The organism is Microcoleus sp. (assembly GCF_049646505.1).
Classification (GTDB): Bacteria; Cyanobacteriota; Cyanobacteriia; order Cyanobacteriales; family Microcoleaceae; genus Microcoleus.
Genome location: NZ_JBARVX010000539.1, coordinates 1 through 13872 on the forward strand (window position 1 = coordinate 1; position 13872 = coordinate 13872).

Annotated in this window: 15 protein-coding genes; 9 read left to right on the forward strand and 6 right to left on the reverse strand. The window is 46.7% G+C overall.

The annotated features are described in order from the left end of the window. Nucleotides 1-191 precede the first annotated feature (191 nt). From WBA89_RS25415 to proC, 5 genes are all read left to right on the forward strand, one after another. Nucleotides 192-356, forward strand: a complete 165-nt coding sequence (locus WBA89_RS25415; RefSeq protein WP_424410351.1) for a hypothetical protein — start codon at nt 192-194, stop codon at nt 354-356. 66 nt (nt 357-422) lie between these two features. Continuing rightward, nucleotides 423-692 (forward strand): transcriptional coactivator PipX, encoded by a 270-nt coding sequence (pipX, locus tag WBA89_RS25420; protein ID WP_424410331.1) that lies wholly within the window; start codon nt 423-425, stop codon nt 690-692. A 327-nt stretch (nt 693-1019) separates the two neighbouring features. Next, nucleotides 1020-1685 carry a YggS family pyridoxal phosphate-dependent enzyme gene (locus WBA89_RS25425; RefSeq protein ID WP_424410333.1) on the forward strand — a complete coding sequence of 222 codons (666 nt, stop codon included), beginning with the start codon at nt 1020-1022 and terminating at the stop codon, nt 1683-1685. Nucleotides 1686-1805: 120 nt separating this feature from the next. Continuing rightward, the gene (locus WBA89_RS25430; protein WP_424410335.1) at nt 1806-2432 is read left to right on the forward strand and encodes a cell division protein SepF; all 627 of its coding nucleotides are present in this window, start codon (nt 1806-1808) and stop codon (nt 2430-2432) included. A 383-nt stretch (nt 2433-2815) separates the two neighbouring features. Beyond that, nucleotides 2816-3661: a pyrroline-5-carboxylate reductase gene (proC, locus tag WBA89_RS25435; RefSeq protein ID WP_424410336.1), complete on the forward strand. Its 846-nt coding sequence runs from the start codon at nt 2816-2818 to the stop codon at nt 3659-3661. A 36-nt stretch (nt 3662-3697) separates the two neighbouring features. Here the strand turns inward: proC and WBA89_RS25440 are convergent, their stop codons facing one another. Then, complete coding sequence (locus WBA89_RS25440) at nt 3698-6235, reverse strand: ABC transporter substrate-binding protein (protein ID WP_424410337.1); 2538 nt, start codon at nt 6233-6235, stop codon at nt 3698-3700. 70 nt (nt 6236-6305) lie between these two features. Continuing rightward, a complete protein-coding gene (locus WBA89_RS25445) occupies nt 6306-7475 on the reverse strand; it encodes a protein kinase domain-containing protein (RefSeq protein ID WP_424410339.1) in 1170 nt (389 codons plus the stop codon). Between the two features lie 291 nt (nt 7476-7766). Here WBA89_RS25445 and WBA89_RS25450 point away from each other — a divergent pair, with 291 nt between their 5' ends. Then, nucleotides 7767-8564 (forward strand): calcium-binding protein, encoded by a 798-nt coding sequence (locus WBA89_RS25450; protein ID WP_424410341.1) that lies wholly within the window; start codon nt 7767-7769, stop codon nt 8562-8564. A 97-nt stretch (nt 8565-8661) separates the two neighbouring features. Here the strand turns inward: WBA89_RS25450 and plsY are convergent, their stop codons facing one another. The 4 genes from plsY to WBA89_RS25470 all read right to left on the reverse strand — a co-directional run bounded on the left by plsY (nt 8662) and on the right by WBA89_RS25470 (nt 12409). Next, complete coding sequence (gene plsY / locus WBA89_RS25455) at nt 8662-9342, reverse strand: glycerol-3-phosphate 1-O-acyltransferase PlsY (RefSeq protein WP_424410342.1); 681 nt, start codon at nt 9340-9342, stop codon at nt 8662-8664. Nucleotides 9343-9785: 443 nt separating this feature from the next. Further along, a complete protein-coding gene (locus WBA89_RS25460) occupies nt 9786-11108 on the reverse strand; it encodes a DUF3086 domain-containing protein (protein ID WP_424410344.1) in 1323 nt (440 codons plus the stop codon). A 59-nt stretch (nt 11109-11167) separates the two neighbouring features. After that, nucleotides 11168-11560 carry a DUF3119 family protein gene (locus WBA89_RS25465; protein WP_424410345.1) on the reverse strand — a complete coding sequence of 131 codons (393 nt, stop codon included), beginning with the start codon at nt 11558-11560 and terminating at the stop codon, nt 11168-11170. Between the two features lie 54 nt (nt 11561-11614). Beyond that, nucleotides 11615-12409, reverse strand: coding sequence for an MlaE family lipid ABC transporter permease subunit (locus WBA89_RS25470; protein ID WP_424410353.1), 795 nt, complete (start codon nt 12407-12409; stop codon nt 11615-11617). 185 nt (nt 12410-12594) lie between these two features. Between WBA89_RS25470 and WBA89_RS25475 the strand changes: the two genes are divergently transcribed. From WBA89_RS25475 to WBA89_RS25485, 3 genes are all read left to right on the forward strand, one after another. Beyond that, nucleotides 12595-12882 (forward strand): hypothetical protein, encoded by a 288-nt coding sequence (locus tag WBA89_RS25475; protein ID WP_424410347.1) that lies wholly within the window; start codon nt 12595-12597, stop codon nt 12880-12882. A gap of 41 nt (nt 12883-12923) precedes the next feature. Further along, a complete protein-coding gene (locus WBA89_RS25480; protein ID WP_424410348.1) occupies nt 12924-13049 on the forward strand; it encodes a hypothetical protein in 126 nt (41 codons plus the stop codon). A gap of 61 nt (nt 13050-13110) precedes the next feature. Continuing rightward, nucleotides 13111-13551, forward strand: coding sequence for an Hsp20/alpha crystallin family protein (locus tag WBA89_RS25485; protein WP_424410350.1), 441 nt, complete (start codon nt 13111-13113; stop codon nt 13549-13551). The last annotated feature ends 321 nt before the right edge of the window (nt 13552-13872 follow it).

Sequence of the window (13872 nt, forward strand, 5' to 3'; positions counted from 1 at the left end):
GCCGCATTAGACCGGTTTGGCGATCGCTTCCTCGAAAAAGTTTACACGCCCGCCGAACGAAGGGATTGCGAGCAACAAAATTCGTCAACTAGACAGCAGCATTAAAGGTAAAATGAATCGAGTTTCCTGCAACCAGCTAGCGGGCAGCCAAAGAAGCTGTTGTCAAAGCTCTAGGCATCCGATGGCGGGGCATACGATATGCAGATGTGGAAGTTCGGCGAGACGATCGCGGTGCTCCAAACGTGCAACTGCACGGAACAGCAGCAGCAGCACGAGCCTCAGCCACGACGCAGACTACTGCACCGCATGGCGCGATCGCCCTTTGTACCCCGCCAGAGAACCACCCCGTCGGGTGATTCGCCAGCGAAACTTAAATCTAAAATCTAAATCTTTAAACTAAAATCGATCGACTGTGAGCGTAAATGACTACCGAAACATACCTGAACCATCCAAACTTCGGCCTCCTCTTCAGGGTATCCCAGGTTGAAGACAGCCAAGAATTATTCACCACCCTATACGCGCAGCGCCTATTTTTCTTAGTGACAAACGGCCCTGGCGGGCTGAGATTTGAACCCGTCAGCCGCTCCGACGCTCGCCTGATGGTAGAAATTCGCCTGCGAACCCTCCGCCGCAGCGGGCTACACAAGGAGTACGACCAATTGCAGGCTATTCACAAGCGTACATTTCAATAGCGAAAATCAGTAATCAGTAATTAGTCATTAGTCATTGGTCATTGGTCATTGGTAATTGGGAATTTCGTAATTGGGAATTCCTCGTTACCAGGCAGAGCCTGGTAATGCAGATCCCGAGGCTCTGCCTCTCTTTACCTCGCCGCTTCTGGAAACACAGAAGTGTAGCAGATGTTTAAATTAAGTAACCGGGCATCATTAATTACAAAAAGACTCTTGACGCTGATTCGGCATTGGGGCGATATACAAGTGTAATTAATTCAGCACGCCCTACTGATTAAATTTTCGTTCCTAATTTTCCTTCTCTCCAGTTCCCAACGTTGAGCAACTATGACCATTACCTCTCGAATTAACAGCATTCGCCAACAATTGCCCGAATCAGTGCGGTTAATTGCCGTTACCAAACAGGTATCGACTGATGCTATCCGCGAAGCATACAGCGCCGGCATCCGAGATTTTGGCGAAAGCAAGGTTCAAGAGACTCTCGAAAAACAAAACCAACTGCAAGACTTGCCCGACATCAACTGGCACTTAATCGGCCACTTGCAAAGCAACAAAGCAGCCCTAGCCCTAGAACATTTCCAGTGGATTCACTCTCTCGACAGCTTAAAACTGGCCGCGAGGCTCGATCGTCTAGCCGGCGAACAGTCCCGATCTCCCCAAGTCTGCCTGCAAGTCAAAATCTTGCCCGACCCGGACAAATACGGCTGGAGCGTCCCAGAACTGCTGGCCGACCTCCCAGAACTAAACAAATGCCAGCACATAAAAATTCAAGGTTTGATGACAATACCTCCGCTAGGATTAGATGAGGAGCAAATCCTAGAATTATTTAACAGCACTCGCGAACTTGCTAACAAAATCCAGCAGCAAAATTTGCCCCATATTAAGATGCAGCAGCTCTCGATGGGGATGTCGGGAGATTATCATTTGGCAATTCAAGCAGGTGCTACCATGATACGCATCGGACAAACCTTATTTGGCTCTAGGAAGGGATAAATATTGGAAATTTTCCGATCGAGACAACTTAGGTTAAATATAGAGATAGAGTAGTGAGCGACCCGCGGCTAACCCGCAACGCGAGTATAGTCGGGGTAGTACAGTCGTGAAGGAGCTTAAATGGTGAGCATTTTTTCTAAGCTACGAGATTTTGTAGGCTTCAACAACGAGCCTGAGTACGATTACGAATACGACGAAGCGGATGGAGATCGTTTTCAAACCGTCTACCAACCGCCCGAACCGAATGCCGCTGCGGCTGCTGCTGAAGAAGAACGCCGCCAAAATCGCAGAATGCGGGAGCGGTCAGTAGTAGGATCGACAGGTACCGATGTTGTTGCACCAAACGGGGGAGTAGGATCAGTAATGAATAACGTGATTGGAATGCCAGGAGCTATGAACGGGATCTCGGAAGTAGTAGTAATGGAGCCGCGCACTTTTGAAGAGATGCCGGCCGCAATTCGAGCGCTTAAAGAGCGCAAATCTGTGGTTTTGAACCTGACGGTAATGGACCCAGACCAAGCGCAAAGAGCTGTAGACTTTGTGGCGGGCGGTACTTATGCCCTTGACGGTCATCAAGAGCGAATTGGCGAAAGCATTTTCTTGTTTACGCCTAGCTGCGTGCAGGTGAGAACTCAGTCTGGTGTGGTTCACGAAGTGCCCCCAGCCCAAGGACGCCCCCGCCCTGCTGCTGCTGCTCCCGCACCGACAGTCTGGCCTGCCGAACAACAAGCTCAAATGGTTCAGTAGTCATTAGTCATTAGTCATTAGTCATTAGTCATTAGTCATTAGTCATTAGTCATTAGTTAGTAGTCATTAGTCAGTAGTTAGTAGTCAGTAGTCAGTAGTCCTTAGTTAACAACTAATAGCTGTGGAATCAAGACTGCGGATGAATAACATTAGCTAACAACTAAGTAACCAATGACTAATCATTAATGACTAAGTAACCAATGACTAATGACTAATAACTAATGACTGACAACTAAGTAATCAATGAGTAATAAGCAATAACAAATAACAAATAACCAATAACGAATAACAAATAACAAATAACAAATAACAAATAACAAATAACCAATAACAAATAACCAATAACAAATAACCAATAACAAATAACCAATAACAACTGACTAATGACTAACATCAAATTTGGTACGATCGGCGGCGGGGTAATGGGAGAAGCTCTCTTATCCCGCTTAATAGCACAAAAAGTTTATTTGCCCTCAGAAATATTGGTCAGCGAGCCGCAACTTCAACGGCGCAAATTTTTGACCCAGACATACGGGATCGGAACAACAGCCAGCAATCTAGAAGTTGCTACCGCTACAGAAGTGCTGTTTTTGGCGATTAAACCGCAAATGTTTGATACGGTAGCTTTGGAGTTGGCTGTGGGGGCCGATCGCCAACAAGCAAATAATGGAGAAACTGCTAATTGTCAGCCACTGGCGCTGATAGTATCGATTTTAGCAGGAGTCCCGCTCAGCAAGCTAGAACCGGCGTTTCCGGGGCGATCGGTGCTGCGGGTGATGCCGAATACTCCGGCGACGGTGGGGGCGGGAATGAGCGCGATCGCCCCTGGCAAACTCGTGCAACCAACCGATTTAGAATTGGTAAAACGCATCTTTGGCGCTGTGGGAGAAGTCGTGGAAGTTCCCGAAAGTATGCTGGATGCGGTGACGGGGCTTTCGGGTTCCGGGCCCGGTTATGTAGCAATTTTTATCGAAGCATTGACAGATGGCGGAGTTTGTGCTGGTCTTCCACGGGCGATCGCCTCTCAATTAGCTTTGCAAACAGTATTCGGTACGGCGAAACTGTTGCAAGAAACGGGAATGCACCCAGCAGAATTGAAAGATCGGGTGACAAGTCCCGGCGGTACAACTATTGCCGGAATTGCTAAACTAGAAAGTAACGGCTTTCGTTCTGCGCTGATCGAAGCAGTGAAAGCAGCTTATTTGCGCTCTCAAGAATTGGGGAAATAAGTCAGGAATAACGCACAGAAACAATTAGAAACAAGTTCAATCGCACTTTAAACCTGCCGCTGCCGCTGTTGGATACTTGACGGGAACAAAAGTGAGGCCGAACTGCTCTTTTGCACATTCTACAATATGCACCAAATCGCTGGGAGGATTTTTCCGATTGCCATTTTTCGGCGATTCAAACTGAATTGTTCCTGTTGCTCCGTCAGCGCTAAAATCTGGAGATGAAAGCGTTTTTTGCATTCCTTCGCGGCTGGGTTGCTGCTGCATTTCCAATCCTTTTATAATTGCGCGCGCTGCATCGTAATTTGAAGCTGTACGGGTATTTACATCTCCTCCCCACAGGGAGCGAGCCTGTTGAGGAAATTCTTTGTTGGGGCTGTTTAAGGGATGCCAGCCGACAGACATGATTAGTTTTTTAAACAACTTTTGCTGCCCAGATGCAAGTTCTAAAGTTTGCAGCCGCATCAGCGTCCATGCCCCGACAATCCAATTCCTATCTCCGTTAAGTTTCATTATCTCAAATGCGTTTTCTAGGGATTTCGTAACTTGATCGTCGGGAACTAACACGATCGCAGTTTCTCTGTTGGCCTGGATTTCCTTTATTGCTCTTTGGGCGTTGAAGTCTTTTCTAGATAAATCAAAATCGCGAATCCCGACTATTTTCCCCCCTTGGCTGTCTCGAAAATACTTTGTGAACTCTTCCCTAAAAGATGCGCTGAATGGACTTGCCTGATTGTATAAAATTGCTACTTGTTTTTGATTCTTGGCGAGGAGGTAGTCCGCTAAATTTTGGGCTATTAAACTGCTCGTATATTGAGTACGAAAGAAAAATTTTCTCGGTTCATAGGTCAGTTCTTCTGTGGCGGCACCCGGAGACATCAAAACCAGATTATTTTGATTGTAAATATCTACCGTGTGCATCGTCATCTCGCTGTTAGCGTGACCGACAACTGCTAAAACATCCGGTTTATTTACCAGTGAAATTGCTCTTTGTTTTGCCTCCTTCCCATCGTTCGCATCGTTACTAATAATTATTTTAAGTCCTTTGCCGTTAATGGCTTTACCTTGTAAAAAATCTTGACCGGGAAAGTCATGATTGCTCCTAGAATTGGGCAATCCCAAATTAACTTCTGTTTGCGCTTGAGCCACTCCGCGCAGCAATTCTTTTGCCCGATCGCCCAGGTGAGTAGAACTTTCCAGATTTATCCGACTAATGGGAAGAGGTACAGCAATTGTGTAATAAGGACTCTTGCTTGCCTCCAGAAAGGCATTATTCATGTAAATTAAAGTTTCTGGATCTTTGCCGTATTCTTCGTTCCAGGACTTTTTGAAGAAATTAAAAGCAGATTGATAATTTGATTGGGCAAACTCCTGAACTCCCTTTTGCTTTAACCGAGGCGAAGAAGTTTTTATGAGGATTTCCTCGCCACAACTCAAAGCATCTCCCTGGATTAAAGGACAAGTTTTGGGTTGGAAAAAATTATGTATTAAAAATACTCCTAGCCCGACTAATCCTGCGATCGCGATGAACAAACAGATTCTCAATCGCTCTTTCAATCTGCGTTGAGGCGGAGATGGCACGGGTCGTTCTAAAGGTTGTGGCGGTGGTGGTGGGAATGCTGTTACCGATTCCCTACGGGATAGCTTCGCTTCACGCAAATCCCGCAAAACATCCGCCGCGGAGTGATAGCGATCGCAGTATGGAAAGCGTACCATTCTGTTTAAAACTGCTCTCAAACTGTCGCTAACCTGCGGGAGTTGTCGATCGGGGGTCGAGTAGTGCCATAGGAGTTCGCAACTGAGGGGATCTCGCGGCAGATTGTTAGGATGTACCTGTGTGAGGGCTTGGACTGCGATCGTCCCGATAGCGTAGATATCGTTGTAGGGCTGAGGGTTCCAGGGCATCAACAGTTGTTCGGCTGGCATATAACCGCGAGTGCCGATCGCCTGCGTTGTCGCGATCTCGCCTGAATTGGTAACACCCAAGGTGCTGATTTCTCTAACAGCCCCAAAATCTATCAACACAATCGAACCGTCGCACGAAAGTCTGATTAAGTTGCCGGGATGAATGTCTCGGTGAACCATTCCCTGTCCGTGGACGAACTCTATAACGGAGAGAATTTCCTGCAACAAGACAATTACTTGGTCTTGCGTCCATCGCGTACCTGTAGTTAATTCGTCCCTAAGCGACTGTCCGATAATGTATTTTTGGATTAAGTAAAAATTTCCATTCTCCTCAAAGCTATCTATTAAGTTTGGAATGCGCGGGTGCTGCTGACCGAGGCGGTGCAAAGCTGATGCTTCTATTTCAAACTGAGCGTTTGCCCTCTGCCAAACCTCCAAAACTGTAGATTGAGGCGGCTTAATTTCTTTGACGACACAAGGAGAATTTTCGGGTTTGTGTAGATCGTTAGCCGTATAGGTTCTGGCAAACCCTCCCTCCCCTAATAGAGCGATAATTCGGTAGCGATCGCGCAGAATATACCCTGGATTCAGGCACATAAGTTTTTTACAATCTCTCGACTCGCCGCACTCGTCGATCTTAATTTTACCATCGGGCGGGGACGGGTTCATAGAGATTAACTCACAAGTATGTAACGCCGCCGTATAGCGGCGGTTTCGTTACCGCGCTTTTAGGGCGACGTTACTGTAAGTTTTGCAAAGCTTGGAGTGCCTCGGTTGCTGACGGGTAACGCAGCGGAAAATGGTAGCGCACCATGTTGTCTAAAAAACAGGCAAACGGCGAACTAACCTCTGCTTTTTCCCGCCAAATCATATCGCCAGTATCGCGATTGAATGTGAGTTTCTTAGGAGGCAACCCCGTTAGGGCTTGAATCCCCAGCAAACCGACAGCGTAGAGGTCGCTGCACAATTTCGGCGAACCATGAGCTTGTTCCGCCGGCATATAATCTCGGTGAGTTCCGCCCTGCGATCGCGTTTGCCCCCGACTGTTCTGCGAGAGGTTAATTTCTTTAACTGCCCCGAAATCGATTAACACCATTTTGCCGTCAGCAGCCCGCCGAATTAAGTTGTGAGGGTGAACGTCGCGGTGGATGACATCGTGCTGGTGAACGAAGGCAAGAATTTCTAAAATATCCTGCAATAAAGCAGAGACTTCCTGTTCTTGCCAGGGTTTACTTTCGCTCAATTCTTGACTCAAAGGTTGCCCTTCGATGAATTGATTTATTAAATAGAAATATCCCTCCTCCTCAAAACGAGCTAACAGTTCCGGTATGCGATCGTGCTTGCCCAACCTTCGCAAAACTCGCGCTTCCCGCTCAAACCGCTGTGTGGTTTCGCTCGACTGACTTTTCAAGCGTTTGACTGCACAAAAAGTGCGATCGGGAACATCTTCATCTTCCGCAAGATAGGTATCGCTAAATTCGGTACTCACCAAATGTTCGGTAATTCGGTAACGCATTCGCAGTTTTCTCTCCAGCATCGGATCTTGCGGTACAGGGTGTGGATTTTTTTGTACAGATTCCGAGTGTGCTACTCTCATCGTGCTGTCCCACAAATTTGCTCTGCGGACTCTTTCTTCTGGCCCAACAATTCCTGCATTCCTCAATACCTCTGTCAGCAATTTCCACAAATGGTAAGCAACATATCGCGCCAAGTAGTGTACTGTATATCCGCGCGCGTTCGCATAATTTTCCCGAATTTCTTGGTAAGTTAAACCCTCCAAAGCTCCTTCAATAATTGTCTGCTGCAAGCGGCTCAAATGTTCGCCTCTGTGTTCGCATACCAAATTATCTAGAAGGTTGGCGGCTTCTTGTACACTCACCCGAACGATTGTGGCTGATTCCGCATTCATAAGTTTCACACTATTCGTTATTTTTACAGAACTTGTGCAGACAGACGCCGATAAATTTTCACTGGGATCGATCGCGTATTTAGCCTTGAAAGTTGGTAAATGATGTTTGATTAGTATATCGCTCTTATATAGCTCTTTTGTCTACTATTTGCAACATATTTTCACAAATATGACTTTTATGAACTCAAGGCTATGACTTTTATGAACTTAAAGTTATGAATATATGAATTGACTTTTAGATTTGCTTATTTAATCATGTTGACATCCGAGATATTACGGAGAAGATATTTTATGACTTTACAAAGAGACCCATCAGGCTCGTCGCGCTTCTTTGGCGACAATACATCCGAATACGTAGATTTACGGATCGGAAGTTTAGGTAATTCTTCTGGGGGAATTTTTCTGCTGGGAGGTGACGATACAATCGATGGCTCAACAAACAACGATTTGATATTTGGCAATGAGGGGGAAGATATTATCACAGGGAACTTTGGCAACGATTCTTTATTCGGGGGAAAAGGGAAAGACGCAATAGCTGGAGATCGGGGAAATGACTCTATCAACGGCGGTCAAGATGGCGATCTGCTTTATGGTTACGGTGGAAATGATATTTTGTTGGGCGGTAAAGGCAACGATCTTTTAGTTAGCGGTAGCGGAAATGACACTCTAGTGGGAGGTTTTGGCCGAGACCTTTTAGCAGCTTTTGGTGATAATAATTCACTCAAAATTGGGGGCAGCAACTTGTACGTCCTGCAAGCAGAACCCGGAGTTACAGATATCAATAATGCCGATCTCATTGTAGGTTTCAGACAACCTTTCGATAAAATTGGATTAGCAGACGGTTTGACTGTGAATGATATAGTGTTGGAAAACTTGACAAATGTGCCTATTACAGTACAGGCGGAATTTCCGCAAGCTGCGGGATCTTTTGCCAGTCCAGATTTATTAAGACCAATATCGCTTGTGACTTCAGGGACTTCGATCAAAATCAGGAATTCAGGAGATTTAATCGGGTTTGTTGAGGGTATAACACCTGCTCAACTGCAAAACAGCATTCTCAACAGCATTATCTCAGTTCAGGGATTCTAAGCTGTAGGATGCGCTGCAAGGCATCCTGCAAAAGCTTAAATCGAAGATGGGACAGAGAAATGGTAATCTGCAACCAGCGGTACAACAATACTACCGATTAATCGCTAGCTGCTGTTTCCAATTTCTCTCCAATCCTCGGTTCAGTACCGTTCAACAGACGCTGAACGTTGCTGCGGTGCCGCACAATTACAAATACGCCGCCCGCAATGCCAAACAATACATAAGCCAGCGGCTGATTTAAAGCAAACATCAATCCAGCCACGCTAATTGCACCGATAATTGAACTCAAAGAAACAATTCGGGACAGGGCAAAAACAATTCCAAAAATTCCGAAAGTTCCCAAACCAACTGGCCAGTACAAGCCGAGCAAAACTCCCAAACTTGTCGCCACAGATTTACCGCCTGTAAACCCCAGCCAGATTGATTTGCTGTGGCCCAAAATAGCAGAGAAACCAGCTAAAGTTGCCATCCAGGGGATAATAGTTGCAGTATTTTCTAGACCGGCGGCGGTTGCTAGCTGGCTGGTAAAATCAAGAGAGTAAATGTAGCGGATTAGGACGATCGCACTTACCCCCTTGAGCACGTCAACCAGCAACACTCCCAACCCCGGCCACTTCCCCAAAGTCCTGAGTACGTTAGTTGCGCCAGTCGAACCAGAACCCACCTCCCGAATATCAATTCCCAGCATCCATTTTCCCAAGGCGTACCCAGTCGGAATCGAACCCAGCAAGTAAGCTGCTATTAGCAATGCGCCATTTAAAATTATCCAGCTAGCCATTTTTTAATTTGAGATTTGTTGTACAGAAGAAGTCATTAGTCATCAGTCATTAGTCATTAGTCATTAGTCATCAGTCATTAGTCATTAGTCATTAGTCATTAGTTATTTGTTATTGGTTATTGGTTATTTGTTATTGGTAACAACTGGCAACTGACAACTGACAACTGGCAACTGCTTTCCGTACAACGTCATCAGGAAGAAGTCCAACATCCAACGTCATCAGTGCTGTCGCCTCCGAGCTTTCCGTATAACGTCATCAGGAAGAAGGAAGAAGCAAATCCGGTTAATTTACCCCTAAATTTCTTGAGTCCGCGTAGGCGGACTTTGTTTGTATAGCCGCGAATTCAATTCGCCGGAAATTCCCGTTAGTTTACCCCTGAATTTTTGGAGTCCGCGCGGACTTTGTTTGTATAGCCGCGAATTCAATTCGCCGGGATTTCATCTCAAAAATCCTTAGCTATCAAACTTTGCGGGTCGGGAGCAAAGGCAAGCCACAGCGGAAATTGCAGCATTGACAAACTAATTAAATCCTCAGTTTCATCGATCGCAATTAACGGCAATTTGCCATCTCTCACGAGTCGATCGGCTTTTTGAGCCAAAGCCTCAGCAGACTCAAACATAATAATCCCATATTCCGGGCCAAAATCGCTGCGAGTAATCCCCAAACAGTCCTGCAAACCCCTGCGCCACTCTCCCAAACGTTCGGGACTGTTCGCGAGCACCAAAGTCCGCACCCGCGAGCCGTAGACGCTTCTGAGTACAGAAATAATTGTCGAAGCAATCAAGATATTTTGCAACCGCGAACCCATAGTCCGCAAAGCCCCCCGTCCTCCTTGGGTAAAAAACCAGTTAGAAACTCGTTCCGCGTGGATGGGTTCAAAGGTGCGGCGGAGTTGCCAAGGCGGGCCGTAGTAGTCGGGGAGAGTGCGATATTGGTCGAGGATGCGGCGAATTTGTTTGGCTTGTTCTTGAAATCCCTGTTCGGCAAATCTGGGATTTACTGGTGCTGAGGATTCAGATTCGTCCGCATACATTTGCTTGGGCGTTTCTTGTACCGGCGGTGTCAAATCTAAGAGTTCGGCGGTGGCGGCCAAATCCTGCAAACTGCCGACTAGATAGTCTTTGAAACCCTGGACTCGAATTGCTAAATCTTGGGAAACGCCTGCAAAAGTTGTCCGCATTTCCTTTTGAATTCGATCGCGCCGGCGTTCGAGTTTTTCTACTTCGATTTGTAGGGCTTGTTTGCGCGCGTCTAATTGAACCAAGCCGTTTTGTACCAAACGCCCGATAGATGATTGAGTCTCGCCCAACTCTTCTATCGCCTTGGCTTTGTCGGCTTCCAAGGCGGCAATTCTTGCTGTCAAATCTTGTTCTTGCTGCTGCAATGCTTTGACTCTATCTGCCAAATTTTCGGTAACATTTTCAGGGATGTCTGTTACCGCTGCTGCGGTTGCTGTTGGCTGGGAGTCTGTTTCTGGCTCGATTTGCTCGACCGCACTTTCTGATTGGTAGCTGTCTGTTTCTGGCCCCATTTGGGCGAGTACGCCTGCTGCGTCCACGAAATCGGCAATTTCGGCATCCGGCTCGTCCCAGGGGTCTGTTTCCAGCGGTAATTGGGCTTCAGGCTTCTGAAGTTCGATCGGTCTTTTCCGTTTTTGGGATGGAGGCTGGTAGTCGGTCTCCTTCGCGGGTAAATTGAGATTGAGTTCGCCGTCAGCGGCTGGTGTTTCTTGCGGTTCTTGGGTTGGAAATTCGTCTGAATTCATGGGAAATTTGGTTCGGCGCAGGGCACGTAAAAGCTAAAAATTTAAAATTAACAACTTTTTTAGTCTCGACGGGGACAGCGCTGTTCTAAGCAGGTCTGTAGCATTTTACGATCGAACAGAACCGGCAGAAAGTGAATGCTGTTAATTTCTTTGAAATAAAACAAAATCGGCACAGCCGGCCAAAATATCCGCCAATTTTGCCATTCTCGGAAAGGAAAGCGGCGGATCAAGTTGGACGATCGATAAATGTCCAAATCCGTTGGAGTAAATTGTAGCCGGATGGTGGCGGCTTGGTACATCAGAAACAAGCCGAACAGCGAAAGCGGCAAACTCGCCCACTTCTGCACGAACAGCAGCGGTACCGCAGCCAGTACCAGGACTAGGGGAATCGCAAAACTCGGGGCGAGTTCGATCGTATTTGTGGGCGCGGTCGCAGAGGCGGTTGTATTCACGGGTTTAAGTCAAACTAATTTTGCCAATTATTCATATTTTATCTGTTTCCTAGCTTAGAGCCCTTTGAGTACGCTAGAGCCCGTCCCCTGAAACATGATCCAAGTCATCAGAAAGTTAACCACAAAAATAGCCAGCAAAGCCGTCACCACCGCTGTAGTAGTCGATTGTCCCACACCTTTTGCGCCGCCGGTGGTGGTCAAGCCCCAGCTAGTACCGATTACAGCAATCAAAGCCCCGAACACAAAAGCCTTGATAGCCGCGCTGCAAATGTCCCACAGAGTCAGGAAATTGCGGACTGACTCTAAAAACACGGTTTGAGAGACGCCGTACATTGTCGTCGCAATTAGCAGCCCGCCGATGATGCCCGTGACGAGGGACAATATTGTCAGAATTGGCAGCATCAGGCAGCAAGCAATGACGCGGGGAATTACTAAGTAGTCGATCGGGTCTGTTTTGAGCATCAGCAGGGCATCTATCTGCTCTGTGACCTGCATCGTGCCGATTTCCGCCGCAAAAGCCGAACCTACCCTTCCCGTCACGATTACCGCCGTTAAAACGGGGCCGAGTTCGCGAGTCAAAGATAAAGCCAAAACGCCGCCCACGACATTGCCGGCACCGAGGTTAATAAACTCCCTCGCCACCTGAATAGTAAATACCATGCCGACAAAACCAGCAGTCAGCAAAGCAATCAGCAGCGATTCCGGGCCAACTGCTGCCATTTGGTCGAGGGTGTTGCGGCGGTTAATTTTGCGCGTCAGCAGGTGCAGCATGACTTGGCCGCCCAATAAAATTGCTGCGAACAACCGCTTACTCCACAAACTGAGGCTCGACTGTGTTGTTGTGCTCAAGGGATTTTGACTGTAGAACAACTGCCAAAAATGAAATCTATCTACAAATCTTAAACAAGTTTCTTCTCTAAAATTTAAGATTTTTGACAGAATTGGCTGCGGAGGGCGATCGCTGCCTATCGTAGAAAAGGACAAGTTTTGTTTGCTTGCACCTTTCGGCAGTTTAGCTGAATTTACTGACTCTTATGAGCATATTTCCTAATTTTCTTCGCTCTTTACTGCTGACAAGCCTGTTGAGCTTTGTCGCTCCCTTATTGTCGATCGGCGCGGGATTGACTGGCTGTGCGCTGATCGGCCTCGTCCCTGGCTTCCAAGAAGTCGGTCGTTCTGGAGAAGAGATGATTTTGCAGTTCTTAGCTACTTTCGGCAGCGGTTCTCCCCTCCAGGGTTTTTTGGCGATCGGTCTAGCTTTTGGTTTGGTTGGTGCTTTGTTTGATACCTACGCAGCTTATCAGCATTCGCGGTGGGGTTGACCGACTGGAGAAAAAGCAGACTTTAAATTTGAGATTTAAGGGTGGAACTTATCGATGCAATCTCAAATTTAACATTGTTTAGCAGTACGATCGCCAATGTTCGGAAAGGCGATCGCCCTTTTTGCGGAAAACCGAATATCGCTGTTTCGGAAGCTGGAATATATTAAATACAGGTTGAGTCAAGTATTTCTCAACCTCTAACAACGTAAAAGATTCGAGGTATCAATTATGGCACTTATTCGTTGGGAACCTTTGCGAGAAATGGACTCCTTGCAGCGAGAAATGAATCGGTTGTTTGATAGCTTGACACCAGCGACAGATCGCCCATCTAACGGGCTAGCTTTTGTCCCCCCCGCCGAACTAAATGACACTCCCGAAGCCATCCACCTTAAGTTAGAAATCCCAGGAATGGAAGCTCAGGATTTAGACGTACAAGTAACCGCAGAAGCGGTGGCAATTAGCGGCGAAAGGCGATCGGAAGCTAAGACTGAAGATAAAGGCATAACCCGTTCAGAGTTCCGCTACGGCTCCTTCCGCCGCGTGATTCCCCTACCGACTCGCATTCAAAATGACAGCGTAGAAGCTGAATACAAAAACGGGGTATTGCACCTGAATTTGCCCAAAGCAGAAGCAGAAAAAAACCGCGTGGTTAAAGTTCAACTCGGCTAATCAATAATTCTTTACCACTTTAGTTAGTTTATTAATAGGGGGCGCAGTGCGTACCCCTATTCTTTGGGTAATTGGGAATTGAAAATTGAAAATTGAAAATTGCGAGTTTAAGGAATAATTCTTCCATCTTCCATCGGACTGATGACGTTGTACGGAAAGCTCGGAGGCGACAGCAATGATGACTGATGACTGATGACTGATGACTAATGACTAATGACTAATGACTAATGACTAATGACTAATGACTAATGACTAATGACTAATGACTAATGACTAATGACTAATGACTAATGACTAATGACTAATGACTAATGACTAATG

Coding starts and splice junctions, on each gene's coding strand:
- pipX (WP_424410331.1), top strand. CDS start 423: ATGACTACCGAAACATACCTGAACCATCCAAACTTCGGCCTCCTCTTC.
- WBA89_RS25425 (WP_424410333.1), top strand. CDS start 1,020: ATGACCATTACCTCTCGAATTAACAGCATTCGCCAACAATTGCCCGAA.
- WBA89_RS25430 (WP_424410335.1), top strand. CDS start 1,806: ATGGTGAGCATTTTTTCTAAGCTACGAGATTTTGTAGGCTTCAACAAC.
- proC (WP_424410336.1), top strand. CDS start 2,816: ATGACTAACATCAAATTTGGTACGATCGGCGGCGGGGTAATGGGAGAA.
- WBA89_RS25440 (WP_424410337.1), bottom strand. CDS start 6,235: ATGAACCCGTCCCCGCCCGATGGTAAAATTAAGATCGACGAGTGCGGC.
- WBA89_RS25445 (WP_424410339.1), bottom strand. CDS start 7,475: ATGAATGCGGAATCAGCCACAATCGTTCGGGTGAGTGTACAAGAAGCC.
- WBA89_RS25450 (WP_424410341.1), top strand. CDS start 7,767: ATGACTTTACAAAGAGACCCATCAGGCTCGTCGCGCTTCTTTGGCGAC.
- plsY (WP_424410342.1), bottom strand. CDS start 9,342: ATGGCTAGCTGGATAATTTTAAATGGCGCATTGCTAATAGCAGCTTAC.
- WBA89_RS25460 (WP_424410344.1), bottom strand. CDS start 11,108: ATGAATTCAGACGAATTTCCAACCCAAGAACCGCAAGAAACACCAGCC.
- WBA89_RS25475 (WP_424410347.1), top strand. CDS start 12,595: ATGAGCATATTTCCTAATTTTCTTCGCTCTTTACTGCTGACAAGCCTG.
- WBA89_RS25485 (WP_424410350.1), top strand. CDS start 13,111: ATGGCACTTATTCGTTGGGAACCTTTGCGAGAAATGGACTCCTTGCAG.